The organism is Pseudomonas sp. MYb13 (assembly GCF_002980075.1).
Lineage (GTDB): Bacteria > Pseudomonadota > Gammaproteobacteria > Pseudomonadales > Pseudomonadaceae > Aquipseudomonas > Aquipseudomonas lurida.
Window position 1 is genome coordinate 181,050 of record NZ_PCQI01000004.1, and the last position, 24,179, is coordinate 205,228.

Annotated in this window: 18 protein-coding genes; 8 read left to right on the forward strand and 10 right to left on the reverse strand. The window is 61.7% G+C overall.

Annotation, left to right across the window (positions count from 1 at the left end):
* Nucleotides 1-208: 208 nt before the first annotated feature.
* The 4 genes from pabB to CQ002_RS10200 form a co-directional block, all read right to left on the reverse strand.
* Nucleotides 209-1,552 (reverse strand): aminodeoxychorismate synthase component I, encoded by a 1,344-nt coding sequence (pabB, locus tag CQ002_RS10185; RefSeq protein WP_105162701.1) that lies wholly within the window; start codon nucleotides 1,550-1,552, stop codon nucleotides 209-211.
* An 84-nt stretch (nucleotides 1,553-1,636) separates the two neighbouring features.
* The gene (locus CQ002_RS10190) at nucleotides 1,637-2,623 is read right to left on the reverse strand and encodes an alpha-L-glutamate ligase-like protein (RefSeq protein ID WP_033901220.1); all 987 of its coding nucleotides are present in this window, start codon (nucleotides 2,621-2,623) and stop codon (nucleotides 1,637-1,639) included.
* Nucleotides 2,623-4,155 (reverse strand): inactive transglutaminase family protein, encoded by a 1,533-nt coding sequence (locus CQ002_RS10195; RefSeq protein WP_105162700.1) that lies wholly within the window; start codon nucleotides 4,153-4,155, stop codon nucleotides 2,623-2,625. The genes CQ002_RS10190 and CQ002_RS10195 overlap by 1 nt, the downstream gene beginning before the upstream one ends.
* A 5-nt stretch (nucleotides 4,156-4,160) precedes the next feature.
* A complete protein-coding gene (locus tag CQ002_RS10200) occupies nucleotides 4,161-4,697 on the reverse strand; it encodes an ATP-dependent zinc protease (RefSeq protein WP_034108249.1) in 537 nt (178 codons plus the stop codon).
* A 270-nt stretch (nucleotides 4,698-4,967) separates the two neighbouring features.
* On the opposite strand from CQ002_RS10200, the gene CQ002_RS10205 reads away from it, so the two are divergent.
* The 6 genes from CQ002_RS10205 (at nucleotide 4,968) to prpD (ending at nucleotide 13,447) form a co-directional block, all read left to right on the forward strand.
* Nucleotides 4,968-5,690, forward strand: a complete 723-nt coding sequence (locus CQ002_RS10205; protein ID WP_034108247.1) for a GntR family transcriptional regulator — start codon at nucleotides 4,968-4,970, stop codon at nucleotides 5,688-5,690.
* Nucleotides 5,687-6,580 carry a methylisocitrate lyase gene (prpB, locus tag CQ002_RS10210; protein WP_034108245.1) on the forward strand — a complete coding sequence of 298 codons (894 nt, stop codon included), beginning with the start codon at nucleotides 5,687-5,689 and terminating at the stop codon, nucleotides 6,578-6,580. The genes CQ002_RS10205 and prpB overlap by 4 nt, the downstream gene beginning before the upstream one ends.
* A gap of 42 nt (nucleotides 6,581-6,622) precedes the next feature.
* A complete protein-coding gene (prpC, locus tag CQ002_RS10215) occupies nucleotides 6,623-7,750 on the forward strand; it encodes a 2-methylcitrate synthase (protein WP_105162699.1) in 1,128 nt (375 codons plus the stop codon).
* A 206-nt stretch (nucleotides 7,751-7,956) separates the two neighbouring features.
* Complete coding sequence (acnD, locus tag CQ002_RS10220; protein WP_105162698.1) at nucleotides 7,957-10,551, forward strand: Fe/S-dependent 2-methylisocitrate dehydratase AcnD; 2,595 nt, start codon at nucleotides 7,957-7,959, stop codon at nucleotides 10,549-10,551.
* A gap of 9 nt (nucleotides 10,552-10,560) precedes the next feature.
* A complete protein-coding gene (gene prpF, locus CQ002_RS10225; protein ID WP_034108240.1) occupies nucleotides 10,561-11,751 on the forward strand; it encodes a 2-methylaconitate cis-trans isomerase PrpF in 1,191 nt (396 codons plus the stop codon).
* A 211-nt stretch (nucleotides 11,752-11,962) separates the two neighbouring features.
* Complete coding sequence (gene prpD / locus CQ002_RS10235; RefSeq protein ID WP_105162697.1) at nucleotides 11,963-13,447, forward strand: 2-methylcitrate dehydratase; 1,485 nt, start codon at nucleotides 11,963-11,965, stop codon at nucleotides 13,445-13,447.
* A 124-nt stretch (nucleotides 13,448-13,571) separates the two neighbouring features.
* On the opposite strand, the gene CQ002_RS10240 is transcribed toward prpD, so the two are convergent.
* The 5 genes from CQ002_RS10240 to CQ002_RS10260 are packed head-to-tail and all read right to left on the reverse strand — an operon-like array spanning nucleotide 13,572 to nucleotide 19,045.
* Complete coding sequence (locus CQ002_RS10240) at nucleotides 13,572-14,300, reverse strand: alanyl-tRNA editing protein (RefSeq protein ID WP_034108237.1); 729 nt, start codon at nucleotides 14,298-14,300, stop codon at nucleotides 13,572-13,574.
* 2 nt (nucleotides 14,301-14,302) lie between these two features.
* Nucleotides 14,303-15,295 (reverse strand): serine O-acetyltransferase, encoded by a 993-nt coding sequence (locus tag CQ002_RS10245; protein ID WP_034108235.1) that lies wholly within the window; start codon nucleotides 15,293-15,295, stop codon nucleotides 14,303-14,305.
* 37 nt (nucleotides 15,296-15,332) lie between these two features.
* On the reverse strand, nucleotides 15,333-16,247 hold the full coding sequence (locus tag CQ002_RS10250; protein WP_105163157.1) for a PLP-dependent cysteine synthase family protein: 915 nt from the start codon (nucleotides 16,245-16,247) through the stop codon (nucleotides 15,333-15,335).
* A 15-nt stretch (nucleotides 16,248-16,262) separates the two neighbouring features.
* Complete coding sequence (gene moeB, locus CQ002_RS10255; RefSeq protein WP_105162696.1) at nucleotides 16,263-18,125, reverse strand: molybdopterin-synthase adenylyltransferase MoeB; 1,863 nt, start codon at nucleotides 18,123-18,125, stop codon at nucleotides 16,263-16,265.
* Nucleotides 18,126-18,151: 26 nt separating this feature from the next.
* Entirely contained in the window at nucleotides 18,152-19,045 is an 894-nt protein-coding gene (locus tag CQ002_RS10260) for a DMT family transporter (RefSeq protein WP_164403606.1), read from the reverse strand.
* Between the two features lie 160 nt (nucleotides 19,046-19,205).
* On the opposite strand from CQ002_RS10260, the gene CQ002_RS10265 reads away from it, so the two are divergent.
* On the forward strand, nucleotides 19,206-20,630 hold the full coding sequence (locus CQ002_RS10265; RefSeq protein WP_034108230.1) for a PLP-dependent aminotransferase family protein: 1,425 nt from the start codon (nucleotides 19,206-19,208) through the stop codon (nucleotides 20,628-20,630).
* Nucleotides 20,631-20,741: 111 nt separating this feature from the next.
* Here the strand turns inward: CQ002_RS10265 and CQ002_RS10270 are convergent, their stop codons facing one another.
* Nucleotides 20,742-21,560, reverse strand: coding sequence for a pyruvate, water dikinase regulatory protein (locus CQ002_RS10270; RefSeq protein ID WP_003230310.1), 819 nt, complete (start codon nucleotides 21,558-21,560; stop codon nucleotides 20,742-20,744).
* Nucleotides 21,561-21,738: 178 nt separating this feature from the next.
* Between CQ002_RS10270 and ppsA the strand changes: the two genes are divergently transcribed.
* Nucleotides 21,739-24,114: a phosphoenolpyruvate synthase gene (ppsA, locus tag CQ002_RS10275; protein ID WP_034108228.1), complete on the forward strand. Its 2,376-nt coding sequence runs from the start codon at nucleotides 21,739-21,741 to the stop codon at nucleotides 24,112-24,114.
* The last annotated feature ends 65 nt before the right edge of the window (nucleotides 24,115-24,179 follow it).

The window sequence follows — 24,179 nt, forward strand, 5'->3', positions numbered from 1 at the left end:
AGGGGCCTTGGCAGGGCTGATGGCCTCATCGCAGGCAAGCCAGCTCCCACACTTGAATGGGTTCACCTATCAAAATGTGGGAGCCGGGCTTGCCCGCGATGAGGTCCTTGCAAACGCCGTCAATCTCAGATGCCAGCCCGAATGCCGTCCACAGGCGTTCTGATTCAGGCCGTTGCCTTGCCTCCGAAAACCAGGAGGGGCGTGGCGACTACAGGCTTTCCAACGTGTGTAACAACACCTTCACCTTGGTCAGCGACTCCTGATACTCCGCTTCCCACTGCGAATCCGCCACGATCCCACCGCCCCCCCAGCAACACACCTGCCCATCCTTCACCAGCAGGCTGCGGATGGCGATGGAGCTGTCCATTTCGCCGCGTACGTCCAGGTACACCAGCGAACCGCAGTAAAGCCCGCGTCGGGTGGGCTCCAGTTCGTCGATGATCTGCATCGCGCGGATCTTCGGCGCGCCGGTAATGGAGCCGCCGGGGAAGCTGCCGGCGATCAGGTCGAGGGCGTCTTTGTCATCGGCCAGTGTGCCGGTCACGCTGCTGACCAGGTGGTGCACATTGGGGTAGCTTTCGAGGCTGAACAGCTCCGGCACGCTCACCGAGCCAGTGCGGCAGGTGCGGCCGAGGTCATTGCGGAGCAGGTCGACAATCATCAGGTTTTCGGCGCGATCCTTGGGGCTGGCCAGCAGTTCGGCGGCGTGAGCGGCGTCTTCTTCGGGCGTCAGGCCACGTGGGCGAGTGCCTTTGATGGGTCGGGTTTCGACGTGGCGCTCGCTGATGCGCACGAAGCGCTCTGGCGACAGGCTCAGCACCGCGCCGTCGTCCGGCAGGCTCTGGAACCCCGAGAACGGCGTCGGGCAGGCTTCGCGCAGGGCGCAATACGCCACCCATGGATCGCCAAGGCAGGGCGCTCGAAAACGCTGGGCGAAGTTGACCTGGTAGCAATCGCCGGCCTGGATGTAGTCCTGGATGCGCACGATCGCTTGTCGATAACGCTCGGCAGTAAGGTCCGATGCCATGGGGCCCTGGAGCTTGAAACGGGCGGTTGAACCAGCGACCGGGTGACGGAACAAGGCAATCAAGCGTTGCCGCTCGCTGTCCGCCAGTGCGGGGTGAAAAACAAGCTGGCTGGCCTGCGCCTGGTGATCACTGATCAACGCCCAGGCGTACAGCCCGAAGCGCGCATCCGGCAGGTGCAGGTCATCTGCGGCCAAGTGCGGCATCTGCTCAAGATGGCGACCGAAGTCATAGCTCAGGTAGCCGATCAGGCCACCGGCAAACGGCAATGCATAACCGTCGGGTAAATCCGCATCACCCAACTGGGCAAGGTTTTCCCGCAAGCGTTGCAGGAAATCACTACCACTTTCGTCGGGCGACACCGTCAGGGTTGTTTGCGGCCAGGCGCTCAGCAGGTCATAACGCCCGCGCTCGGCTGCCGGTCGCCCACTGTCCAGCAGCACGGCACCAGGCGCGTGGCGAATCACCGCAAAATACTCGGCGGGGTTGGCCCGGTAGGGCAGCGGGTGTACGGAGCAGGTCGGCATGCGCGGCGAATCAGCTATGGGCATAGAGGGGCGGGGATTGTACCGCATTCCACTGTAGGATCCGGCTTACAGGTAATGCGGTCTTCAGCCTTCCACAGGCGGAATATGCCCAAACATTTCCTGCACGAACTTCACGCGCTCTTCCGGCGTTTCCGTTACGCCAGCGGCTTTCAGCGCTTCCAGCCGAGCCTCCACCGCATGTGTACGCAGGGTCAAGCCGCAGTCGTTGGCGATCTGGATATTCAGCCCTGGGCGCGCGTTGAGCTCCAGGATCAGCGGGCCTTTCTCCTGGTCGAGCACCATGTCCACGCCGATATAGCCCAGCCCGCACAGCTCGTAGCAGCCGGCCGCGAGTTTCATGAAACCGTCCCAGTTGGGCAGCTGCACGCCATCCACGGCGTTGGTGGTGTCGGGGTGCTTGGTGATGATGTTGTTCAGCCAGGTGCCTCGCAGGGTCAAGCCGGTAGCGAGGTCTACACCGACACCGATGGCTCCCTGGTGCAGGTTGGCCTTGCCGCCCGACTGGCGGGTCGGCAAGCGCAGCATGGCCATCACCGGGTAGCCCATCAGCACGATGATGCGGATGTCCGGCACGCCTTCATAGCTGATGCTTTTGAAAATCTGGTCCGGCACCACCCGGTACTCGATCAGCGCGCGATCACGGTGGCCGCCCAGCGAGTAGAGGCCAGTGAGGATGCTGGAGATCTGATGCTCGATCTCTTCGTGGCTGATGATCTTGCCGGACACCGTGCGATAGCGCCCTTCAAAACGGTCCGCCACCACCAGGATGCCGTCACCGCCGGCCCCCTGGGCGGGCTTGATCACGAAGTCGCTGCGCCCGCCGATGATGTCGTCGAGCTTGTCGATTTCCTTCTCGGTGGAGATCACTCCGTACATTTCCGGCACATGGATGCCGGCGGCCAGCGCGCGTTCCTTGGTGATGATCTTGTCATCCACGATCGGGTACAGGCTGCGCTTGTTGTACTTGAGCACGTAGTCGGCGTTACGCCGATTGATGCCCATGATCCCCCGCGCTTCGAGGGCTTTCCAGGTCTTCCAGAAGCCGAACATTACGAGTCAGCCTTGAGGAAGGCCTTGAAACGCACCAGCTCGGTCAGGCGGTAGCCGCGATAACGACCCATGGCCAGCATGAAACCCACCAGGATCAGCAGGATCGCCGGGAAGGTGAACACGAAGTAGATCAGTTCCGGCACGCTCATGATCAGGTGCGCCAGGGATGCGGCAAACAGCGTACCAATCGCCACTTTCAGCGCATGGTTGGCGCCGCGTTCTTCCCAGGTGATCGACAGGCGTTCGATGGTCATGGTCAGGATCACCATCGGGAACAGCGCCACCGACAACCCGCGCTCCAGCCCCAGTTTATGACTGAACAGGCTGATGGCCGCGATCAGCACCACTACAAAGGTGAGCACCACCGACAGCCTCGGCAGCATCTGCAGCTTCAAGTGTTCCAGGTACGACCTGAGCGACAGCCCCAGCGCCGTGATGATCGTGAACAGCGCAATCCCGAAGCCCAGCTGCGTCTCGCGGAACGCCAGGGCGATCAGCACCGGCGTGAAGGTGCCCAGGGTCTGCAGGCCAATGAGGTTGCGCAGGATCAGGATCACCAGCACTCCAATCGGGATCATGACCATGATCATGAAGGTCTGCTGGGTTTGCAGCGGCAGGCCGTACAGCGAATATTCGAGGAAGTTGGCGTCGGTGTTCTCGTCGGTCAGCTTGGCCAGGCGAATCGCGTTCATCTCGCTGTTGTTCAGGCTGAAGGTCACCATGGCTTTCTTGCCACCGTCGACGGTGATCAGGTTTTCATCGCCGGTCCACCACAGCAGGCGGTCGGCCGGCAGGCCTTGTTCGCCGGTTTCCGGGTTGAAGTACAACCAGTCATTGCCGTTGAAGCTGCGCAGCCAGAGTTCCGGGGTTTGCGGCTGGTCGGCCACCAGGCGAATGGTGTGGACCTTTTCCACCGGCACATGGGCGATGGACAGCAGCAGTTCGACGATCTTGGCTTTGTGCGGCGTCGACGGGTCGCCCGCCAGCAACAGTTTCACGTTGTCGTCGTTGAGGTTGTTGGTGCGCTTGATGGCTTCGCTGATAAAGGTCTCGACGTCGGCCGAATGCTGGCGGATAGGCGCCAGCAGCGCTTCGGCGGCGATTTTTTCCGGGCCTTCCACGGCGATGCTGTCGCGGAAGGTCGGGCCCTTGACCTTGACCTTTTCGCCGCTGTAACGCTTGGTGAGCACCAGGCGGTAATACAGGGTCTGGTTACCCTTGGCGCGGCGTGCCGACCAGGTGACCTTGCGGTTGCCGTCGGTGCGGTTGACGCTCACCCCGTAGTTGTTCGAAATGAAACTCTCGTTGAGGCTGACGAAGTCGCGGCTCAAGGGCGGCACGAACATCTGGATCTTCACCGGGTCTTTCGGATTGGCGACGAACTCGACCTTGGCATCGATGTTCCACAAGTCGTCGGTGGCGTCCTCGGTGACGGGGATCCCCAGCACGAAGATCTGATAGGCGGTGACCGAAATACCCAGCACCACCAGGATGGCGATCAGGATTTTCAGGTGCAGGGTCAGAGAGCGCATTCGGTTTACTCGGCGGTATGAGCGTCGGCGGCGCAGGCAGGTTTGCCTGCTGCGTATTTAAGACTGGGGTCGACCAGCGCATCAAAGCGTTTCAGGGCTTCGGAGCCAATCAGCAGCGGATATTGGAATGCGCTGCGGTCAGTCAAGTTCACTTCGATGCTGCGTAAAGCGGTGCCCATGCAAATATCCAGGGCTATCACCGGACGGGCGGTGTAGTTCTTATCCTCATCGGGGTCGTAGTCACCGGCGCGGCGCTTGATCTTGCTGACGCGGGCCAGGGGACGTTCGATGGGGTGGGAGTGGGCGGTGTCGATGGCCAGGTAGAAACGCACCCAGGACTCGCCGTCGCGCTTGAAGCGCTTGATATCACGGGCGCTGAGGGACGCGGTCTTGGCACCGGTGTCCAGTTTGGCAGCGACCTCCAGGTCGATACCGGCCAATTGCGCGTATTCGTTGAGGCCATACACGGTCTTCTCGGCGGCTACGCCAAGGCCTGGTGCGGCCAACAGGCAAATCAATAGAAGGAAGGGTTTGAGTCTCATAGATCCCGAGGCGGCAGTGCGATGTTCAATTCAAGGCGACTGGCATTGCTGCGCAAACTCCCTCGTATGCCGTTTCATCCAGTGATGTCAGGCAAAAGTGGTGCGCATTCTAACATGATGCTTTTTTGGCGCCAGCGCTGGCAGGCGGCCATGCCCCGATGGGGTGCAACAAGGGTTATTAGACGATTGTCGACAATGTGGATTTATTCTTTGACTATCCGGGGCTAACTGGCTAGTTTTTGCGGCATTGCTTTTAAAGGTGTCGACAATATGCTGGATCAGCTGGAATCCACAGCCGTGGCGCAGGACGACTCGCAGACCATGTCCGAGAACGTCTTCCGGCGTATCCAGGCCGCCATCGTCAAAGGTGAGATAGCCCCCGGCAGCAAGATCTCCGAGCCGGAACTGGCGCGTACCTACGGTATCAGCCGCGGCCCGCTGCGCGAGGCGATCCACCGCCTTGAAGGCCAGCGCCTGCTGGTGCGTGTGCCTCACGTCGGCGCCCGGGTGGTGTCGCTGAGCCACGCCGAGCTGATCGAACTCTATGAAATCCGCGAATCGCTCGAAGGCATGGCCTGCCGCCTGGCGGCCGAGCGCATGACCGACGCGGAGATCGAAGAGCTGCGCCAGGTGCTGCACACCCACGAGCGGGACGAAGCCTTTCAGGCCGGCCTCGGCTATTACCAGCAGGAAGGCGACTTCGATTTTCATTACCGGATAATTCAAGGCGCCGGCAACCGCACCCTGACCCAAATGCTCTGCGGCGAGCTGTACCAATTGGTGCGCATGTACCGCATCCAGTTCTCCGCCACCCCCAATCGCCCACGCCAGGCCTTCGCCGAGCACCACCGCATACTTGATGCGATTGCCGATCGCGACGGCGAACTGGCCGAACTGTTGATGCGCCGGCATATCGGCGCATCCAAACGCAACATTGCCCGCCATTTCCCGGACGGCGCTCCCCAGACAACCACTCAGCGAGGTGAGTCATGAGTTCTAACAATAAAAGCACACCCGGCCAGCGATTCCGTGACGCCGTCGCCAGCGAGCACCCACTGCAGGTGGTCGGTGCGATCAACGCCAACCACGCGTTGCTGGCCAAGCGCGCGGGTTTCAAGGCCATCTACCTGTCGGGTGGCGGTGTGGCGGCGGGCTCCCTCGGCGTGCCAGACCTGGGCATCACCGGCCTGGATGACGTGCTGACCGACGTGCGCCGCATCACCGACGTCTGCGACTTGCCGCTGCTGGTGGACGTGGACACCGGTTTTGGCTCCTCGGCGTTCAACGTCGCGCGCACCGTCAAGTCGATGATCAAGTTCGGCGCGGCCGCGATTCACATCGAAGACCAGGTGGGCGCCAAGCGTTGCGGTCATCGCCCGAACAAGGAAATCGTGTCCCAGCAGGAAATGGTCGACCGCATCAAGGCCGCCGTGGATGCGCGCACCGATGACAGCTTCGTGATCATGGCCCGTACCGATGCCCTGGCCGTCGAAGGCTTGGAGTCGGCCCTGGACCGTGCCGCTGCCTGCATCGAAGCCGGCGCCGACATGGTGTTCCCGGAAGCCATCACCGAACTGGAGATGTACAAGCTCTTCGCGTCAAAGGTGAAGGCCCCGATCCTGGCCAACATCACCGAATTCGGCGCCACGCCGCTGTACACCACCGAACAGTTGAAATCTGCCGATGTTTCCATCGTGCTGTACCCGCTCTCGGCCTTCCGCGCCATGAACAAGGCGGCCGAGAACGTCTACACCGCGATCCGTCGCGACGGCACCCAGCAGAACGTGATCGACACCATGCAAACCCGCATGGAGCTTTACGATCGCATCGACTACCACACCTTCGAGCAGAAGCTCGACGCGCTGTTTGCCGCGAAAAAGTAACGCGGTACGCCTCCCTAATAAATTCAAGATCGGAGAACGAACATGGCTGAAGCAAAAGTATTGAGTGGCGCCGGCCTGCGTGGCCAAGTGGCCGGGCAGACCGCACTGTCCACCGTGGGCCAGGCCGGTGCCGGGCTGACCTATCGCGGCTACGACGTGCGCGAACTGGCTGCCGATGCGCAATTTGAAGAAGTCGCCTACCTGTTGCTGTACGGCGAACTGCCGACCCAGGCCGAACTGGCTGCCTACAGTGCCAAGCTGAGCAAGCTGCGCGACCTGCCGCAAGCATTGAAAGAAGTGCTGGAGCGCATCCCCGCCGACGCCCATCCGATGGACGTGATGCGCACCGGTTGCTCGTTCCTGGGCAATATCGAACCGGAGAAAGACTTCAGCGTGCAGCGCGATGTCACTGACCGGCTGCTCGCCGCCTTCCCGGCGATCATGTGCTACTGGTACCGCTTCAGCCACGACGGCAAGCGCATCGACTGCGTGACCGACGAGCCGACCATCGGCGGCCACTTCCTGCACTTGCTGCATGGCAAGCAACCGAGCGAGTTGCACGTCAAGGTGATGAACGTTTCGTTGATCCTCTACGCGGAACACGAATTCAACGCGTCGACCTTCACTGCGCGGGTCTGTGCGTCGACCCTGTCCGACCTGTATTCCTGCGTCACCGCCGCCATCGGCTCCTTGCGCGGCCCGCTGCACGGTGGCGCCAACGAAGCGGCGATGGAAATGATCGAGCGTTTCGGTTCGGCCGAAGAAGCCGTCGAAGGCACCCTCGGCATGTTGGCACGCAAGGACAAGATCATGGGCTTCGGCCACGCGATCTACAAAGACAACGACCCGCGTAATGAAGTGATCAAGGGCTGGTCGAAAAAACTCGCCGACGAAGTGGGCGACAAGGTGTTGTTCCCGGTTTCCGAAGCCATCGACAAGACCATGTGGCAACAGAAGAAACTGTTCCCCAACGCCGACTTCTACCATGCCTCGGCGTACCACTTCATGGGCATCCCGACCAAGCTGTTCACCCCGATCTTCGTGTGCTCGCGCCTCACCGGCTGGGCAGCCCACGTGTTCGAGCAGCGTGCCAACAACCGCATCATCCGTCCGAGCGCCGAATACACCGGCGTTGAGCAGCGCAAGTTCGTGCCAATCGAACGTCGCTGAATGGGATCAACCTGAGGCACCGGTTTTCATGGCTGAAACCGGGTCAATGTGGGAGCCGGGCTTGCCCGCGATGACTGACTGACATTCAACACGGGTGTCGACAGTTACATCGCTATCGCGGCAAGCCCGGCTCCCACAGGGACCCTGTTCATCCAGACCCATGCCGCAGGTTCGTTCCGCCTAACTACCGTGACCGAGTCCTGACGATGAACACTGAATTTCGCAAACCGCTCCCCGGCAGCCGCCTGGATTACTTCGACGCCCGCGCGGCTATCGAGGCAATCACACCCGGCGCCTACGCCACCTTGCCGTACACCTCTCGCGTCCTCGCAGAAAACCTGGTGCGTCGCTGTGACCCGGCCACCCTCAATGCGTCCCTGGGCCAACTGATCGACCGCAAGCGCGACCTCGACTTCCCCTGGTTCCCTGCGCGCGTGGTCTGCCACGACATCCTCGGCCAGACCGCGCTGGTCGACCTCGCCGGCCTGCGCGACGCCATCGCCCTGCAAGGCGGTGACCCGGCCCAGGTCAACCCGGTAGTGCCGACCCAACTGATCGTCGACCATTCCCTGGCCGTCGAAGCCGGTGGTTTTGACCCGGACGCGTTCGAGAAAAATCGCGCTATCGAAGACCGTCGCAACGAAGACCGCTTTCACTTCATCGAGTGGACCAAAAAGGCCTTCAAGAATGTCGACGTGATCCCGCCTGGCAACGGCATCATGCACCAGATCAACCTGGAGAAAATGTCCCCGGTGATCCAGGTGCGCGACGGCGTGGCCTTCCCGGATACCTGCGTCGGTACCGACAGCCATACCCCTCACGTGGATGCCTTGGGTGTCATTGCCATCGGTGTCGGCGGCCTGGAAGCCGAGAGCGTGATGCTCGGTCGCGCCTCGTGGATGCGCCTGCCGGAAAGCGTCGGCGTGGAACTGACCGGCAAGCTGCAACCCGGCATCACCGCCACTGACATGGTGCTGGCGCTGACCGAGTTCCTGCGTCAACAGAAAGTGGTGGGCGCATGGTTGGAGTTCTTTGGCGAGGGCGCTTCGGCGTTGACCCTGGGCGACCGCGCGACCATCTCCAACATGGCCCCGGAATACGGTGCCACGGCGGCGATGTTCTATATCGACTCGCAGACCATCGCTTACCTGAAACTCACCGGCCGCGAAGACGAACAGGTCACCCTGGTGGAGCAATATGCTCGCCACACCGGCTTGTGGGCCGATGACCTCAAGGGCGCGCGATACGAGCGCGGCCTCACCTTCGACCTGTCCAGCGTCGTGCGCAACATGGCCGGCCCCAGCAACCCGCATGCCCGCGTCGCGACCAGCGACCTGGCCTCCAAAGGCATCTGCGGCCAGTGGGATGAAGTGCCCGGGCAAATTCCCGACGGCGCGGTGATCATCGCGGCCATCACCAGTTGCACCAACACCAGCAACCCGCGCAACGTGATCGCCGCAGGCCTGCTGGCGCGCAATGCCAACAAGCTGGGACTGACCCGCAAACCATGGGTCAAATCGTCCCTGGCGCCCGGCTCGAAAACCGTGGCCATGTACCTCGAAGAGGCCGGCCTGGGCCATGAACTGGAGAAGCTCGGTTTCGGCGTGGTGGCCTTCGCCTGCACCACCTGCAACGGCATGTCCGGTGCGCTGGACCCGGTGATCCAGCAGGAGATCATCGACCGCGACTTGTACGCCACCGCCGTGCTTTCGGGCAACCGCAACTTCGACGGACGTATTCACCCGTATGCCAAGCAAGCCTTCCTGGCGTCGCCGCCGTTGGTGGTGGCGTATGCGATTGCTGGCACTATCCGTTTCGACATCGAGAAAGACGTGCTCGGCCTCGATACCGACGGCAAGGAGATCCGCCTGCAGGACATCTGGCCGAGTGATGAAGAGATCGACGCCGTGGTCAAGGCTTGCGTGAAGCCGGAGCAGTTTCGCGCGGTGTATATCCCGATGTTCGCCATCCACGAAGACACCGGCCCGAAAGTCGCGCCGCTGTACGACTGGCGCCCGCAAAGCACCTACATCCGCCGCCCGCCGTACTGGGAAGGCGCGCTGGCCGGTGCACGTCCGCTCAAGGGCATGCGCCCGCTGGCGGTGCTGCCGGACAACATCACCACCGATCACTTGTCGCCGTCCAACGCCATCATGCTCGACAGCGCCGCCGGTGAATACCTGGCGAAAATGGGCCTGCCGGAAGTCGACTTCAACTCCTACGCGACGCATCGCGGCGACCATTTGACTGCGCAACGCGCGACGTTCGCCAACCCGAAACTGTTCAACGAAATGGTGGTTGAAAACGGCAAGGTCAAGCAGGGTTCCCTGGCGCGGATCGAGCCGGAAGGCCAGGTCACGCGGATGTGGGAAGCCATCGAGACCTACATGGAGCGCAAGCAGCCGCTGATCATCATTGCCGGCGCCGACTACGGCCAGGGCTCGTCCCGCGACTGGGCGGCCAAGGGCGTGCGCCTGGCCGGTGTGGAAGCGATTGCCGCCGAAGGCTTCGAGCGCATCCACCGCACCAACCTGGTGGGCATGGGCGTGCTGCCGCTGGAGTTCCTGCCGGGCACCGACCGTCACACGCTGCAGATCGATGGCAGCGAGACCTACGACGTGGTCGGTGCGCGCACCCCGCGTGCGCAGTTGACGCTGGTGATCAACCGCAAGAACGGCGAACGTGTCGAAGTGCCGGTGACTTGCCGCCTGGACACCGCCGAAGAAGTGTCGATCTACGAGGCGGGCGGCGTGTTGCAACGCTTTGCCCAGGACTTCCTGGAATCGGCGGCGACCGCCTGAGAGGTAACCATGGCACACGCAGCGCAAATCAAGATCCCCGCCACCTACATGCGTGGCGGCACCAGCAAGGGCGTATTTTTCAGCCTCAAGGACCTGCCCGCGTCGGCGCAGGTGCCGGGCGCCGCGCGCGACGCCTTGCTGTTGCGGGTGATCGGCAGTCCCGACCCCTATGACAAACAGATCGACGGCATGGGTGGCGCCACATCGAGCACCAGCAAAACCGTGATCCTGGCCAAAAGCACCCGCGCCGATCACGACGTGGACTACCTGTTTGGCCAGGTCTCCATCGACAAGCCGTTTGTGGATTGGAGCGGCAACTGCGGCAACCTGTCGGCGGCGGTCGGCTCCTTCGCCATTAGCGCTGGCCTGGTCGACCCGGCTCGCGTGCCGCACAACGGCGTGGCCGTGGTGCGGGTGTGGCAAGCCAATATCGGCAAGACCATCATCGCCCACGTGCCGATCACCGACGGGGCGGTGCAGGAAACCGGTGACTTCGAACTGGACGGCGTGACCTTCCCGGCCGCCGAAGTGCAGTTGGAGTTCATGGACCCGGCGGCGGAAGAAGAGGGCGGTGGCGGTTCGATGTTCCCGACCGGCAACCTGGTTGACGACCTGGAAGTGCCCGGCGTCGGCACCTTCAAGGCCACGCTGATCAACGCCGGTATCCCGACCATCTTTATCAACGCGCAAGACCTCGGCTACACCGGCACCGAGCTGCAAGGCGCGATCAACAGCGACCCCAAGGCCCTGGCGATGTTCGAAACCGTGCGGGCCTACGGTGCACTGCGCATGGGCCTGATCAAACACCTGGACGAAGCCGCCCAGCGGCAGCACACGCCGAAGGTGGCGTTTGTGGCCAAGCCTGCGGATTACGTGGCCTCCAGTGGCAAGGCGATCAAGGCCGGCGATGTGGACCTGCTGGTGCGTGCACTGTCGATGGGCAAGTTGCACCACGCGATGATGGGCACGGCGGCGGTGGCGATTGGTACGGCGGCGGCGATTTCCGGGACGTTGGTCAACCTGGCGGCCGGTGGTGTCGAGCGCAACGCGGTGCGGTTCGGGCATCCGTCCGGCACCTTGCGCGTGGGCGCCGAAGCCACTCAGGTCAACGGCGAATGGGTGGTAAAAAAAGCCATCATGAGCCGCAGCGCGCGCGTACTGATGGAAGGTTTCGTCCGCGTGCCCGGCGACGCTTTTTAACGATCAGCACCGTTCCCTGTGGGAGCGGGCTTGCCCGCGATGACGGCGTGTCAGGCAACCCTTGTTTCAACTGACAAACCGCTGTCGCAGGCAAGCCAGCTCCCACAGGGGGAGGTGGTACCCGTACTACCAAGGCCGGCAATCAGACCTGCCACGACACATCAACCCTGACCCTGAGGATGGAACGACCCCTAACTTTTGGAGAACTGCCATGAGCGCCAACGTCGACCAGAACAACCGCCCCGACTACGACCGGGTCCTGCAGGACATTGCCGACTATGTCCTCACTTATCGGATCGATTCCCAGGCTGCACTGGACACCGCCCGCCACTGCCTGATGGACACGCTCGGTTGCGGCCTCCTGGCCCTGCGGTTCCCCGAGTGCACCAAGCACCTGGGACCGATCGTCGAGGGCACGGTGGTGCCGTTTGGTGCACGGGTGCCGGGCACGTCGTTCCGGTTGGACCCGGTCAAGGCCGCGTGGGATATCGGCTGTATCGTGCGTTGGCTCGACTACAACGACACCTGGCTCGCCGCCGAATGGGGTCACCCCTCGGATAACCTCGGCGGTATCCTTGCCGTGGCCGATCACCTGTCGCAACAGCGCGTAGCCAATGGCGACACGCCGCTGACCGTTCGCGCGGTGCTGGAAGCGATGATCATGGCCCACGAGATCCAGGGGGTGATTGCCCTGGAAAATTCCTTCAATCGCGTCGGCCTCGACCATGTGCTGTTGGTGAAAGTGGCCTCCACGGCGGTGACCGCCAAGCTGATGGGCGCCAACCGTGAGCAACTGCTGGCGGCGTTGTCCCATGCATTTGTCGATGGGCAGGCGTTGCGCACTTACCGGCATGCGCCGAATGCCGGCTCACGCAAGTCCTGGGCAGCGGGGGATGCGTCGAGCCGTGGCGTACGCCTGGCGGATATCGCCCTGCGTGGCGAGATGGGCATCCCTGGCGTATTGAGCGCGCCACAGTGGGGGTTCTATGACGTGCTGTTCAGCCACACCAACAAGGACCTGGCGCTCAAGCCCGAGGACAAGCGCGCATTCAGCCTGTCCCAACCCTACGGCACTTATGTGATGGAAAACGTGCTGTTCAAGATCAGCTTTCCCGCCGAGTTCCATGCGCAAACCGCCTGTGAAGCGGCGGTGACGTTGCACCCACGGGTGAAAAATCGCCTGCATGAAATCGAACGCATCGTGATCACCACCCACGAGTCGGCGATTCGCATCATCTCCAAGGTTGGCCAGTTGGCCAACGCTGCCGACCGCGACCATTGCCTGCAATACATGACGGCCGTGCCGTTGGCGTTCGGCAATCTGGTGGCGGAGCAGTACGAAGATGAATTCCACGCCGCCCATCCCATCATCGACGAACTGCGGGACAAGATGGTCATCGTCGAAGACCCACGCTACAGCCGTGAATACCTGGAGGCCGACAAGCGCTCCATCGCCAACGCGGTGCAAGTGTTTTTCAAGGACGGCAGCAGTACCGAACAGGTAGCGGTGGAGTACCCGATTGGTCATCGCCGGCGCCGGGTGGACGGTATTCCGTTGCTGGAAGACAAGTTCAAGGCCAACCTGGCCACACGGTTTACTGCGCAGCGCAGTGCCGAGATTCTTGCGTTGTGCAAAGACCAGGCGAAGCTTGAAGACACGCCGGTCAATCGGTTCATGGACCTGTTCGTGATCTGAGCAACCACGCGCTCAATGTGGGAGCTGGCTTGCCTGCGATGCGGGCGCCTCAGTGTCCAGGCAAACCGCCGTGATGCTATCGCAGGCAAGCCAGCGCCCACAGAGGCCGTGTTGGACTCGAGGGTTATTCAAATCGCAGGATCACCCGGCGATTGTGCTTGCTCTTCTTCTCGATTTTCTCGCAGAACACCCGGCCGATTTCTTCAGTGTTGATCACATGGGTGCCCCCGCACGGCTGGATATCAATGCCGGCGATTTCAATGACACGTACCGAGCCCTGGACCACCGGCGGCGCCACTGCCTGCGTACGGGTGATCTGCAGCAAGGTGGAATACTCGGTGGCCGGCATCGACAGGGTTTTTACCGGGTGGGCCTGTTCGATCAGTGCATTGAGGTCGCGGGTGATGCTGTCTTTGTCGAGGGTCATTTCCGGCAGGTCGAAATCCAGGCGGCCTTTATCTGCACTGATGCTGCAACCCGTCACGGGGGCGTCGATGATCGAGCACAGCAAATGCAGGCAGGTGTGCATCTTCATGTGCTGGTAGCGCCGATCCCAGTCGAGGCCGGCGTCCACCTGCACGCCAGCGGTCAACTGCGCGGGGCAGTGTTCCACCTGGTGCCAGATGATGGAGCGCACCACCGGGTCGCGTACCGTGCCGGTGACGTCGAGTCGCGTGCCGTCGGCCAGGGTGAGGTGGCCGGTGTCTCCCGGCTGTCCGCCACCCGTGGGGTAGAACAGCGTGTGTTCCAGGGCGACGCCGTGTTCGCTGACGGCAATCACCCGGGCGCTGAAGGCGTTCTGATAAGGCGCGCTGTCGAACAGCGCCAGGGTTTCCATGGTATGCACGGACATGTTCAACCTCCGACGATCAGTGGGCTGGCTTGCAACAAGGAACGCACCATCGCACTCAAGCCAGGGGGGGAAAGCAGGGTGATTTCAAATTCGGGGCCGCAGACTTTCAGGTTCAGTGGCAGGCGCGGCAGCGGGTTGCCCGACTCGACACGGTGCAGGCGAAACTGCAGGTGATGACGTTCTTTTACCGTTGGCTCCAGCATCAACCCGGGCAAGGGGTGGAAGTCGGCATCCAGCACCGTGACCTTGTGGCTGGTATTGACCTCGCCGACCACGTGCAGACGCTCATCCAGGGCGAAGGCGCCGAGGTAATTGCTGTGGTCCGACTCGTCATTTTTTTGCAGCTGGATCTGGTTCACCACCTTCACCTTGGTGCCGGCGGGTACATCCTGGGTGATCACGCAGGAGGGGCTGATAAACACGTTGTCGCCGATCAGCACATAGCCCAGCACGCGGGCGCCAGAGCCGACCTCGACGTTGTTGCCCAGGCGCGGGTGGCGCTTGCCGTCGGGGTTGTTGGCGATACCGCGGGCGCCCAGGGTCACGCCGCAAAGAATGTAGCAGTCGTTACCGATCTCGCACGTTTCGCCGATCACCGTGCCGTAGCCGTGGTCCAGCACGAAGCGCCGGCCGATACGCGCCGCCGGGTGGATCTCCGCGCCGGAAAGCACCTTGCCCTGGTTGCTCAGCTTGAGGGCGATGCGGGAAAACATGCCGTTGGTCTGGTCGGGGAAATTCCATACCAAGTGCGCCAGCCGGTAGTACAGCACCGCTTTGAACGACGCGTAGGACTCCAGGATCAACTCGCCGCGCCCGCGTGATGCCGGGTCCCGGTAGGCGTAGGCGATCAGGTCTTCGGCGACCGCCTGGGCGGCGTTCTGGACCAGCGGAGCCAGGTGCGGTTCCAACTGCTTCATCTGCACGGGCGTGAGGGTCTTGATGAGGTGAGTAAGCAACTCATCGTGCAACTGTTGCATGTCGATAAAGCCCCCCATGAAGGCACCCCCGTAATGTGGTTGGTTGGAAAACCGCTTATTCGAAACTGGGCAGGTAGCTGTCGGCATTGTCGTAGACCATGGTCAACACCACCGTTTCGGGCGGCAGTTCCGGGGCAAGCTGTGCGATGGCCACCATGTTGGCAGCGGACGACAAGCCGAGGCTGATGGCGTCGGTGCGCATGATGCGTTTCATCATGTCGATGCAGGCCTGGCGCGAGACCTTGAGCATGCCGTCGATCACGTCCAGGTTGAGGATGCTCGGGATCAGGCCAATCGACAGGCCCTGGATATGATGGGGCGCGTGCTGGTTTTTCAGCAGGTCGCATTCTTCCGGTTCCACACCCATGACGCGCAAGGCTGGCCAGGCGGCTTTCAGGGTTTCGCCAATGCCGGTGATATGCCCGCCGGTGCCGATGCCGCTGACAAAGTAGTCCACCCGTTGCTCGCCGAAGGCGCGCAGGATTTCCGGTGCGGTGGTGTCGCGATGGGTTTGCGGGTTGGCGCCATTGCGCTGTTGGTTGAGCATCACGTAGCTGGGGTTTTCCAGCTGCAGTTCCATGCACTTTTCACCATGGGAGTTGTTGCCCAGGCGGCTGTCCGACAGCACTACCTTGGCACCGTACAGGCGCAGCAGTTTCTGTTTTTCGGGGCTGTAGTTGTCGGGGATCACCAGCACCACTTTGTAGCCCAGTACGTTGCCGGCCATGACCAGGCCGATGCCGGTATTGCCGCCGCTGGGCTCGATGATGGTTTGCCCGGAGTCACGGATCAGCACGCCCCGGCGCTCGGCATCGAGGATCATGCCCAGGGCGATGCGCGCCTTGTGGCTGCCGCCGGGGTTGAGGGATTCGAGCTTGGCATAGACCTCGATGCCGAGGTCTTCGGAGAACTGCGCCAGGCGCACGATAGGCGTTTGGCCGATCACTTCGAGAATGGAGTTGTGCAACATCATTCAGTCCTCGGCTCAATACAAAGGCATATCGGGTTCGACGTCGCGCACCCAATGCTTCATGCCGCCCTGCAGGACTTTGGTGTTGGCGAAACCGGCGGCCAGCAGGGTACTGGCGGCTTGTTCGGCGCGGCTACCGGCGTAGCAGATCAGGTAGTGGGTGTTGTCGCGGCTGAGGCTGTCGAGGTGGCCGTCCAGTTCGGCCAGGGGGATGTGCACCACGCCCGGCAGCTTGCATACCTCCAGTTCGCTGGCATCGCGCACGTCCAGCAGCACGTCGGCGCTGCTGTGGTGTTCGAGTACCTGCTTGAGCACGCGGGGCTTGATGTAGCGCTCTTCGGCCAGGGACGGTTGGCTGGGCACGGCATCCGCGCAGGCGGTGGGCGCCAGGGAGTCGCTGTGGCGAGCTTCGGAGCAGCAGGGGCAATCGGCACGGCGCTTGAAGCGGATCTCGCTGAACTTCATTGCCAGTGCATCGAAACGCATCAAGCGGCCGGACAAGGGTTCACCAATGCCAATCAGCAACTTGATGGCCTCGGTGGCCTGGATCATCCCGACCACACCGGGCAACACGCCAATCACGCCACCGGCGCTGCAGTTGGGGGCCAGTTCGGCGGGCGGCGCGCTGGGGAACAGGCAGCGGTAGCACGGCCCGCCTTTATAGTTGAGCACGCTGATCTGCCCGTCGAAGCGGTAGATGGCGCCGTATACCAACGGCTTGCCCAGTTGCACGCAGGCGTCGTTGACCAGGTAGCGGGTGTCGAAATTGTCGGTGCCGTCGATCACCAGGTCGTAGGCGCCTACCAGTTCCAGCGCGTTGTCGGCATTCAGGGCGGTGTCGTGGGCGTTGATCTGGATATGGCGATTGAGGTCTTGCAGGCGCTGCTTGGCGGACTCTACCTTGGGCATGCCCAGTGTGCTGTTGCCGTGGACGATCTGGCGTTGCAGGTTGCTGCTTTCCACCACGTCGAAGTCCACCAGCCCCAGGGTGCCGATACCGGCGGCGGCCAGGTACAGGCTGATCGGCGAGCCCAGGCCGCCGGTGCCGATGATCAGCACCTTGGCTTTCTTGAGGTTCAACTGGCCTTCGCGACCGACGCCGGGCAGGGTGATGTGGCGCACATAGCGTTGCACTTCTTCATTGCTCAGTGTGTCGACGTCGATGCCGCCGGAGGTAGCCAGCAGCACCTCGATGCGGGCTTTTTCGGGCAGTGGCTCGTCGGCGTCGATCAACGCTTCCTCGGCGGTAAACAGAAAGTGTTCCTTGAGCTGGTTGTTCTTCTCGTGGAACAGGTGCGGGCGTAACTGCGGGTGGCTGCTGCAGAGGTTTTCAATGACTTCGCGCAATGTCGATCCGGAACCCTCGAGGGTCGATTCCGGCAGCTTGGCCACGCGAACCAGAATGTCGGGGAAAGAGACAGCGTTCATGGACAACTCCGTGTGCAGGTCGTTGAAAGGTTGAAGGGCGAAATGCTTGCCATCCCAGGCAAACAGCTTGGAACCCAGGGCCTGGCCCTGGCGAACGTCTACCACCAGGTAGCTGACGGGGTAGATCGGCTCGCCCATGAACAGCGCCTTGTCCTGGTCTTCGTCGCTGAAGTAGGCACCGACATCCGGGTGGGAGTGGTAGATCATCACCACCGGGTTGTCGCTGCGAAACGCCTTGTTCAGCAGCAGGGTGTCGGCCACCGAGAACGTGTAGCCGTTGGCCGCGCTGCGCGGGTACATCTCGGGGTTCTTGCGGTGCAGTTCGTTCTGGATATTGCTGCCCAGGTACACGCTGCCGTCGGCGAAGACAAAGCCACAACACTCCTCGGGGTAGCTGCGGCTGGCGTGGGCGTAGATCTGTTCCAGGGCTTTTGGGCGGAGGACGTCCATGTTTCTCTCGCGTTGCTGTGAAAGGGTCAATTTTTCTTGGCCAGGAGTTTTTCAACCGGCAACTTGGTGATCGCAAAGCCGGCCAGCAGGACGGCCGAGTACAGCATCAGGTCGCGGGAAATCGAAACGCCTTCGTACCAGGCGCCGATGATGACCGCGAACACCGGGAAGATGATGAACACGAATGACAGGATGATCGGGCTCAGGCGCTTGAGCAGCATGAAGTACACGATGAACCCGCCCACCGAGGCCACCAGCCCGAGGTAGAACAAGGCACCCCACGAACGCAGGGTGATGGCGTCGAAGGTCGGTGTTTCAAACCATAGCCCGGCGACGAACAGCATCAGCCCGGCGATGCCGATGGGCAGGGTGTTGTAGGTGATCACACTGATGGCGCTGCCTTTCTGCTTGGTAATGACGTAGCACAAGGCATGCATGATCGCGGCGGTCAGGATCGCCAGTACGCCAAGGAACTCGGCGTGGTCCAGGTGCAGGCCCTGGCTCTTGATGATCATGTAGAGGCTGCCGAAACCGATGCCGATGCCGACCACCTGGGAAAAATAGATGCGCTCGCGCAGGAACAGCGCGGAAAAAATCAGGATGAACACCGGCATGCAGCTGAACAGCAGCGCGGTCAGGCCGGACGATACGTGCATCTCGCCATAGTTGAGCAGGTAGTAGGGCACGCTGAAGTAGGACAGGGTCACGAACACGAAGAACCAGCGGCTCTCGCGGGGAAACAGGATGGGCTCGCGGCGCACCATGGCAAAGCACAGGAACAGCGGGAAGGCGATGAGGAAGCGCAGGCCGGCGGACGTCAGTGGCGGCACGCTCTCCACGGCAATCTTGATCCCCAGCCACGTGGTGCCCCAACTCAGGCATACGATCAGGAACATCACGCTGGTGATCAGCCCGGCCAGCCACTGTTTTTGGGTTTTTGTCTTGGCGGTGTTTTCGAGAACGGCGGACATTGGCATCGTTTATTGCTTCCCTGAGCCGGAATTGAACTCTATATTGAGCTTGTAATGAGTTGTAAAATTCGGCGATTGAACCCGTAAAAGCACACTATTAGGGCGAAAGATGGCTGTCAAAACAAATATTGACATGGTGTCAATTATGCGTGAGGGGTTGTCCAACGGGCAGGGCGTGAAGTACAAGCGCCTGTCCGATGTCATGGAACGGGGCATCCTCGAAGGCTTGATTGAACCGGGAAGAAAACTGCCGCCCCATCGGGTGCTTTCCGACAACCTGGGTGTGACGATCGGCACCATCAGCCGTGCCTACGGCGAACTGGAACGCCTGGGGTTGGTTGTGGCACGGGTCGGTGACGGCACTTTCGTGCGCAAGCGTGGGATGGAGCGCCAGCGCGATGAGGGTTTTCGCAACTTCAGCGAGGAGCCGCGCCAGTACTTCGACATGAGCCGAAACATGCACATCCCGGGGCAGGAGACCGTGTTCCTCGCCCAGAGCTTCCAAACCCTGTCGACCAATGCCAAGTTCCTCCAGGACATCAGTGCCTACACCCCGGACGCCGGCTTGCCACGCTACCGTGAAGCGGGCGCACAATGGCTGGTGCAGCGTGACTTTCATCCGATTCCCGAGCAGGTCATCTGCGTCAACGGCGGCCAGCACGGCTTGCTGTGCTCGATGATGGCGCTGTTGCGGGCGGGCGATACGGTGGTCACCGAACAACTGACTTACCCTGGCCTCATTACGGCCGCGCGCATGCTGGGGATTCGCTTGATCGGCCTGGAGATGGACGAGGAAGGCGTGCTGCCGAGCGCACTGGACGAAGTCTGTCGTAACCACCGGATTTCAGCCTTGTATTGCACGCCGACAATCCAGAACCCGACCACCGCCGTGCTTTCAGTGGCGCGTCGCGAAGCGTTGGTCAAAGTCTGTCGCGAACACAACCTGCTGATTCTTGAAGACGAAGCCCACGGTGTGCTGGTGGAAGACCGGCCGCCGCCCCTCAGCCATTTCGCACCTGAACGTACGATTTTGATCAGCAGTCTGAGCAAGGCGGTGTCTGCCGGGTTGCGCGTGGGCTATGTGCATGCGCCGCCCGCGCTCGTCAGTCGCATTTCGGCAGCGCTGCGTTCGACCTGCTGGATGGCCACGCCTGTCACCCTTGAACTGGCCACCCAGTGGATCGAAAACGGTACGGCGGAATACCTGCTGCGCCAGCAGATCAACGAGATCAGCCGGCGCAAGGCCCTGGTGCGCGACCTGCTGGCGGGCCTGGAATACCGCACCCATCTCAACAGCCCGCATTTCTGGATTGAAGTGCCGGAGCCCTGGCGCGCATCGGAAATCGAGGCGGAGCTCAAGCAAAACAACTACCTGATTGCCACCGCCGAAGCCTTTGCCGTGGGGCAGACGGCGGTGCCGCAGTTCATTCGGGCGAGTATCTGCAATACGTCGGGGGATGATCAGTTGTTGCGGGCGGGCTTCGATGCGTTGGCGACGGCGTTGGGGCAGGGCGGGGGCAGGTTCCACTTGTAGGCAGGTTTACCGCGTTGGCGTTCTTCGCGAGCCAGCCCGCGCCCACACTTGATAGGCAAGCCCCTGTGGGAGCGGGCTGGCCCGCGAAGGGGCCAGTTCAAGCAACAGGCACTACTTGAACCTGCGCTCCACGCCTTTCTCCACCAGGATCTTCGCCGAAATCTCCTCCACCGAAAAATGCGTGGAATTGATGTGCGCAATATTTTCGCGACGGAACAGATTTTCCACTTCACGCACTTCGAATTCGCACTGGGCATAGCTCGAATAGCGGCTATTGGGCTTGCGCTCATTGCGGATCGCCGTCAGCCGGTCCGGGTCGATGGTCAGGCCGAACAGCTTGTGCGAGTGCGCGCGCAGGGCGGCCGGGAGCGTCAAGTGCTCCATGTCGTCCTCGGTCAGCGGGTAGTTGGCCGCGCGGATACCGAATTGCATGGCCATGTACAGGCAGGTGGGCGTTTTGCCGCAGCGTGACACGCCCACCAGGATCAGGTCGGCCTTGTCATAGTAGTGGGTGCGGGCGCCATCGTCGTTGTCGAGGGCGAAGTTCACCGCCTCGATACGCTCCATATAGTTGGAGTTATGGCCAATGGAATGGGACTTTCCGACCGAATAGGAGGAGTGTTCACTCAACTCCTGCTCCAGGGGTGCCAGGAACGTCGAGAAAATGTCGATCATGAAACCATTCGACGTCGCGAGAATCTCACGAATGTCTTGATTGACGATGGTGTCGAAAATGATCGGCCGACAACCGTCTTTTTCAGCCGCCAGATTGATTTGTTGTACCATGGCCCGCGCTTTATCCACGCTGTCGATATAAGGCCGCGTGAATTTGGCGAAGGTAATGTTTTCGAACTGCGCGAGCAGGCTTTGACCCAGTGTTTCGGCTGTGATGCCGGTGCCGTCGGAGATAAAGAAAGCAGATCGTTTCATTTGAGCCCTGGGCCTTAAGCTGATGGCGAATCTTGGATATGATAGGCGCGATTTTGCCGTCCCGCAGTGGGCCGCATTCTCACTTATTTTCCAGGTCCAGGCCACAAGCGCTGGTGAACGCTCCTACTGAGCAGCCGGCGTCCTGAGCTTTTCCAACACAGAAAGTGGAGAGATCACCTTGGTAGAGTACGTAGTTTCCCTCGATAAGCTCGGCGTCCATGATGTAGAGCACGTGGGGGGCAAGAACGCATCCCTCGGCGAGATGATCAGTAATCTTGCAGGCGCTGGTGTGTCGGTGCCCGGTGGTTTCGCCACCACGGCCCAGGCTTACCGCGATTTCCTCGAACTGAGCGGCCTCAACGCTCAGATCCACGCCGCGCTGGACGCCCTGGACGTCGATGACGTCAACGCCTTGGCCAAGACCGGTGCCCAGATCCGTCAATGGATCATGGAAGCCGAGTTCCCCGAGAAGCTCAACGAAGAAATCCGTACCGCCTTCGCCACCCTGTCGGCCGGCAATCCAGACATGGCCGTCGCCGTGCGCTCCTCGGCCACCGCCGAAGACTTGCCGGATGCCTCCTTTGCCGGCCAGCAAGAAACCTTCCTGAACATCCGCGGCGTGGAAAACGTGATCCGCGCGGCCAAGGAAGTCTTCGCCTCGCTGTTTAACGACCGTGCGATTTCCTACCGCGTGCACCAGGGCTTCGACCACAAGCTGGTGGCCTTGTCTGCCGGTGTGCAGCGTATGGTGCGTTCGGAAACCGGCACCGCCGGCGTGATGTTCACCCTCGATACCGAATCGGGCTTCCGTGACGTGGTGTTTATCACCGGCGCCTACGGCCTGGGCGAGACCGTCGTACAAGGTGCGGTCAACCCCGACGAATTCTATGTACACAAGGGCACCCTCGAAGCGGGTCGCCCGGCCATCCTGCGCCGTAACCTGGGCAGCAAGGCCATCAAGATGATCTACGGCGACGAGGCCAAGGCCGGTCGCTCGGTTAAAACCGTTGACGTCGACAAGGCCGAGCGCGCGCGTTTCTGCCTGACCGACGCCGAAGTCAGCGAGCTGGCCAAGCAAGCGATGATCATCGAAAAGCACTACAAGTGCCCGATGGACATCGAATGGGCCAAGGACGGTGACGACGGCAAGCTGTACATCGTGCAGGCCCGTCCGGAAACCGTGAAGAGCCGGACTTCGGCCAATGTCATGGAGCGCTACCTGCTCAAGGAAACCGGCACTGTGCTGGTTGAAGGCCGTGCCATCGGCCAGCGCATCGGCGCGGGCAAGGTGCGGATCATCAAGGACGTGTCCGAAATGGACAAAGTCCAGCCCGGCGACGTACTAGTCTCCGACATGACCGACCCGGATTGGGAACCGGTGATGAAGCGCGCCAGCGCCATCGTCACCAACCGTGGCGGGCGGACCTGCCACGCGGCGATCATCGCCCGTGAACTGGGGATTCCTGCGGTGGTGGGCTGCGGCAACGCTACCCAACTGCTCAAGGACGGCCAGGGCGTCACCGTGTCCTGTGCCGAAGGCGACACCGGCTTTATCTTCGAAGGTGAACTGGGCTTCGACATCAAGCAGAACTCCATCGATGCCATGCCGGACCTGCCGTTCAAGATCATGATGAACGTCGGCAACCCGGACCGCGCCTTCGACTTTGCCCAGTTGCCGAACGCCGGCGTGGGCTTGGCCCGCCTGGAGTTCATCATCAACCGCATGATCGGCGTGCACCCCAAGGCCCTGTTGAACTACGACGGCCTGCCGCTGGACATCAAGGAAAGCGTCGACAAGCGCATCGCCGGCTACAACGACCCGGTGGGCTTCTACGTCGAGAAGCTGGTAGAAGGCATCAGCACCCTGGCGGCGGCGTTCTACCCGAAAAAGGTCATCGTGCGCCTGTCGGACTTCAAGTCCAACGAATACGCCAACCTGATCGGCGGCAAGCTCTACGAGCCGGAAGAAGAAAACCCGATGCTGGGCTTCCGTGGTGCCTCGCGTTACATCAGCGAAGCATTTCGCGACTGCTTCGAACTCGAGTGCCGCGCCCTCAAGCGCGTGCGCAACGAGATGGGCCTGACCAACGTCGAGATCATGGTGCCGTTCGTGCGCACCCTGGGCGAGGCAAGCCAAGTGGTCGACCTGCTGGCTGAAAACGGCCTGTCCCGTGGCGAAAACGGCCTGCGCGTGATCATGATGTGTGAGTTGCCGTCCAACGCCATCCTGGCCGAGGAATTCCTGGAGTTCTTCGACGGCTTCTCCATCGGCTCCAACGATCTGACCCAGCTGACCCTGGGCCTGGACCGCGACTCCGGGATCATCGCCCACCTGTTCGATGAGCGAAATCCTGCGGTCAAGAAGCTGCTGGCCAATGCCATCCAGGCCTGTAACAAGGCCGGCAAGTACATCGGTATCTGTGGCCAAGGCCCTTCCGACCACCCTGACCTGGCCAAATGGCTGATGGAACAGGGCATCGAAAGCGTCTCGCTGAACCCCGACTCCGTGCTGGAAACCTGGTTCTTCCTGGCGGAAGGCCAAGCGCCCGCCTAAGGTCGTGACGTCAAAAGTGCCGGTCACCTGTCGAGGGTGACCGGCATTCTTATCTGTGCAGGGCG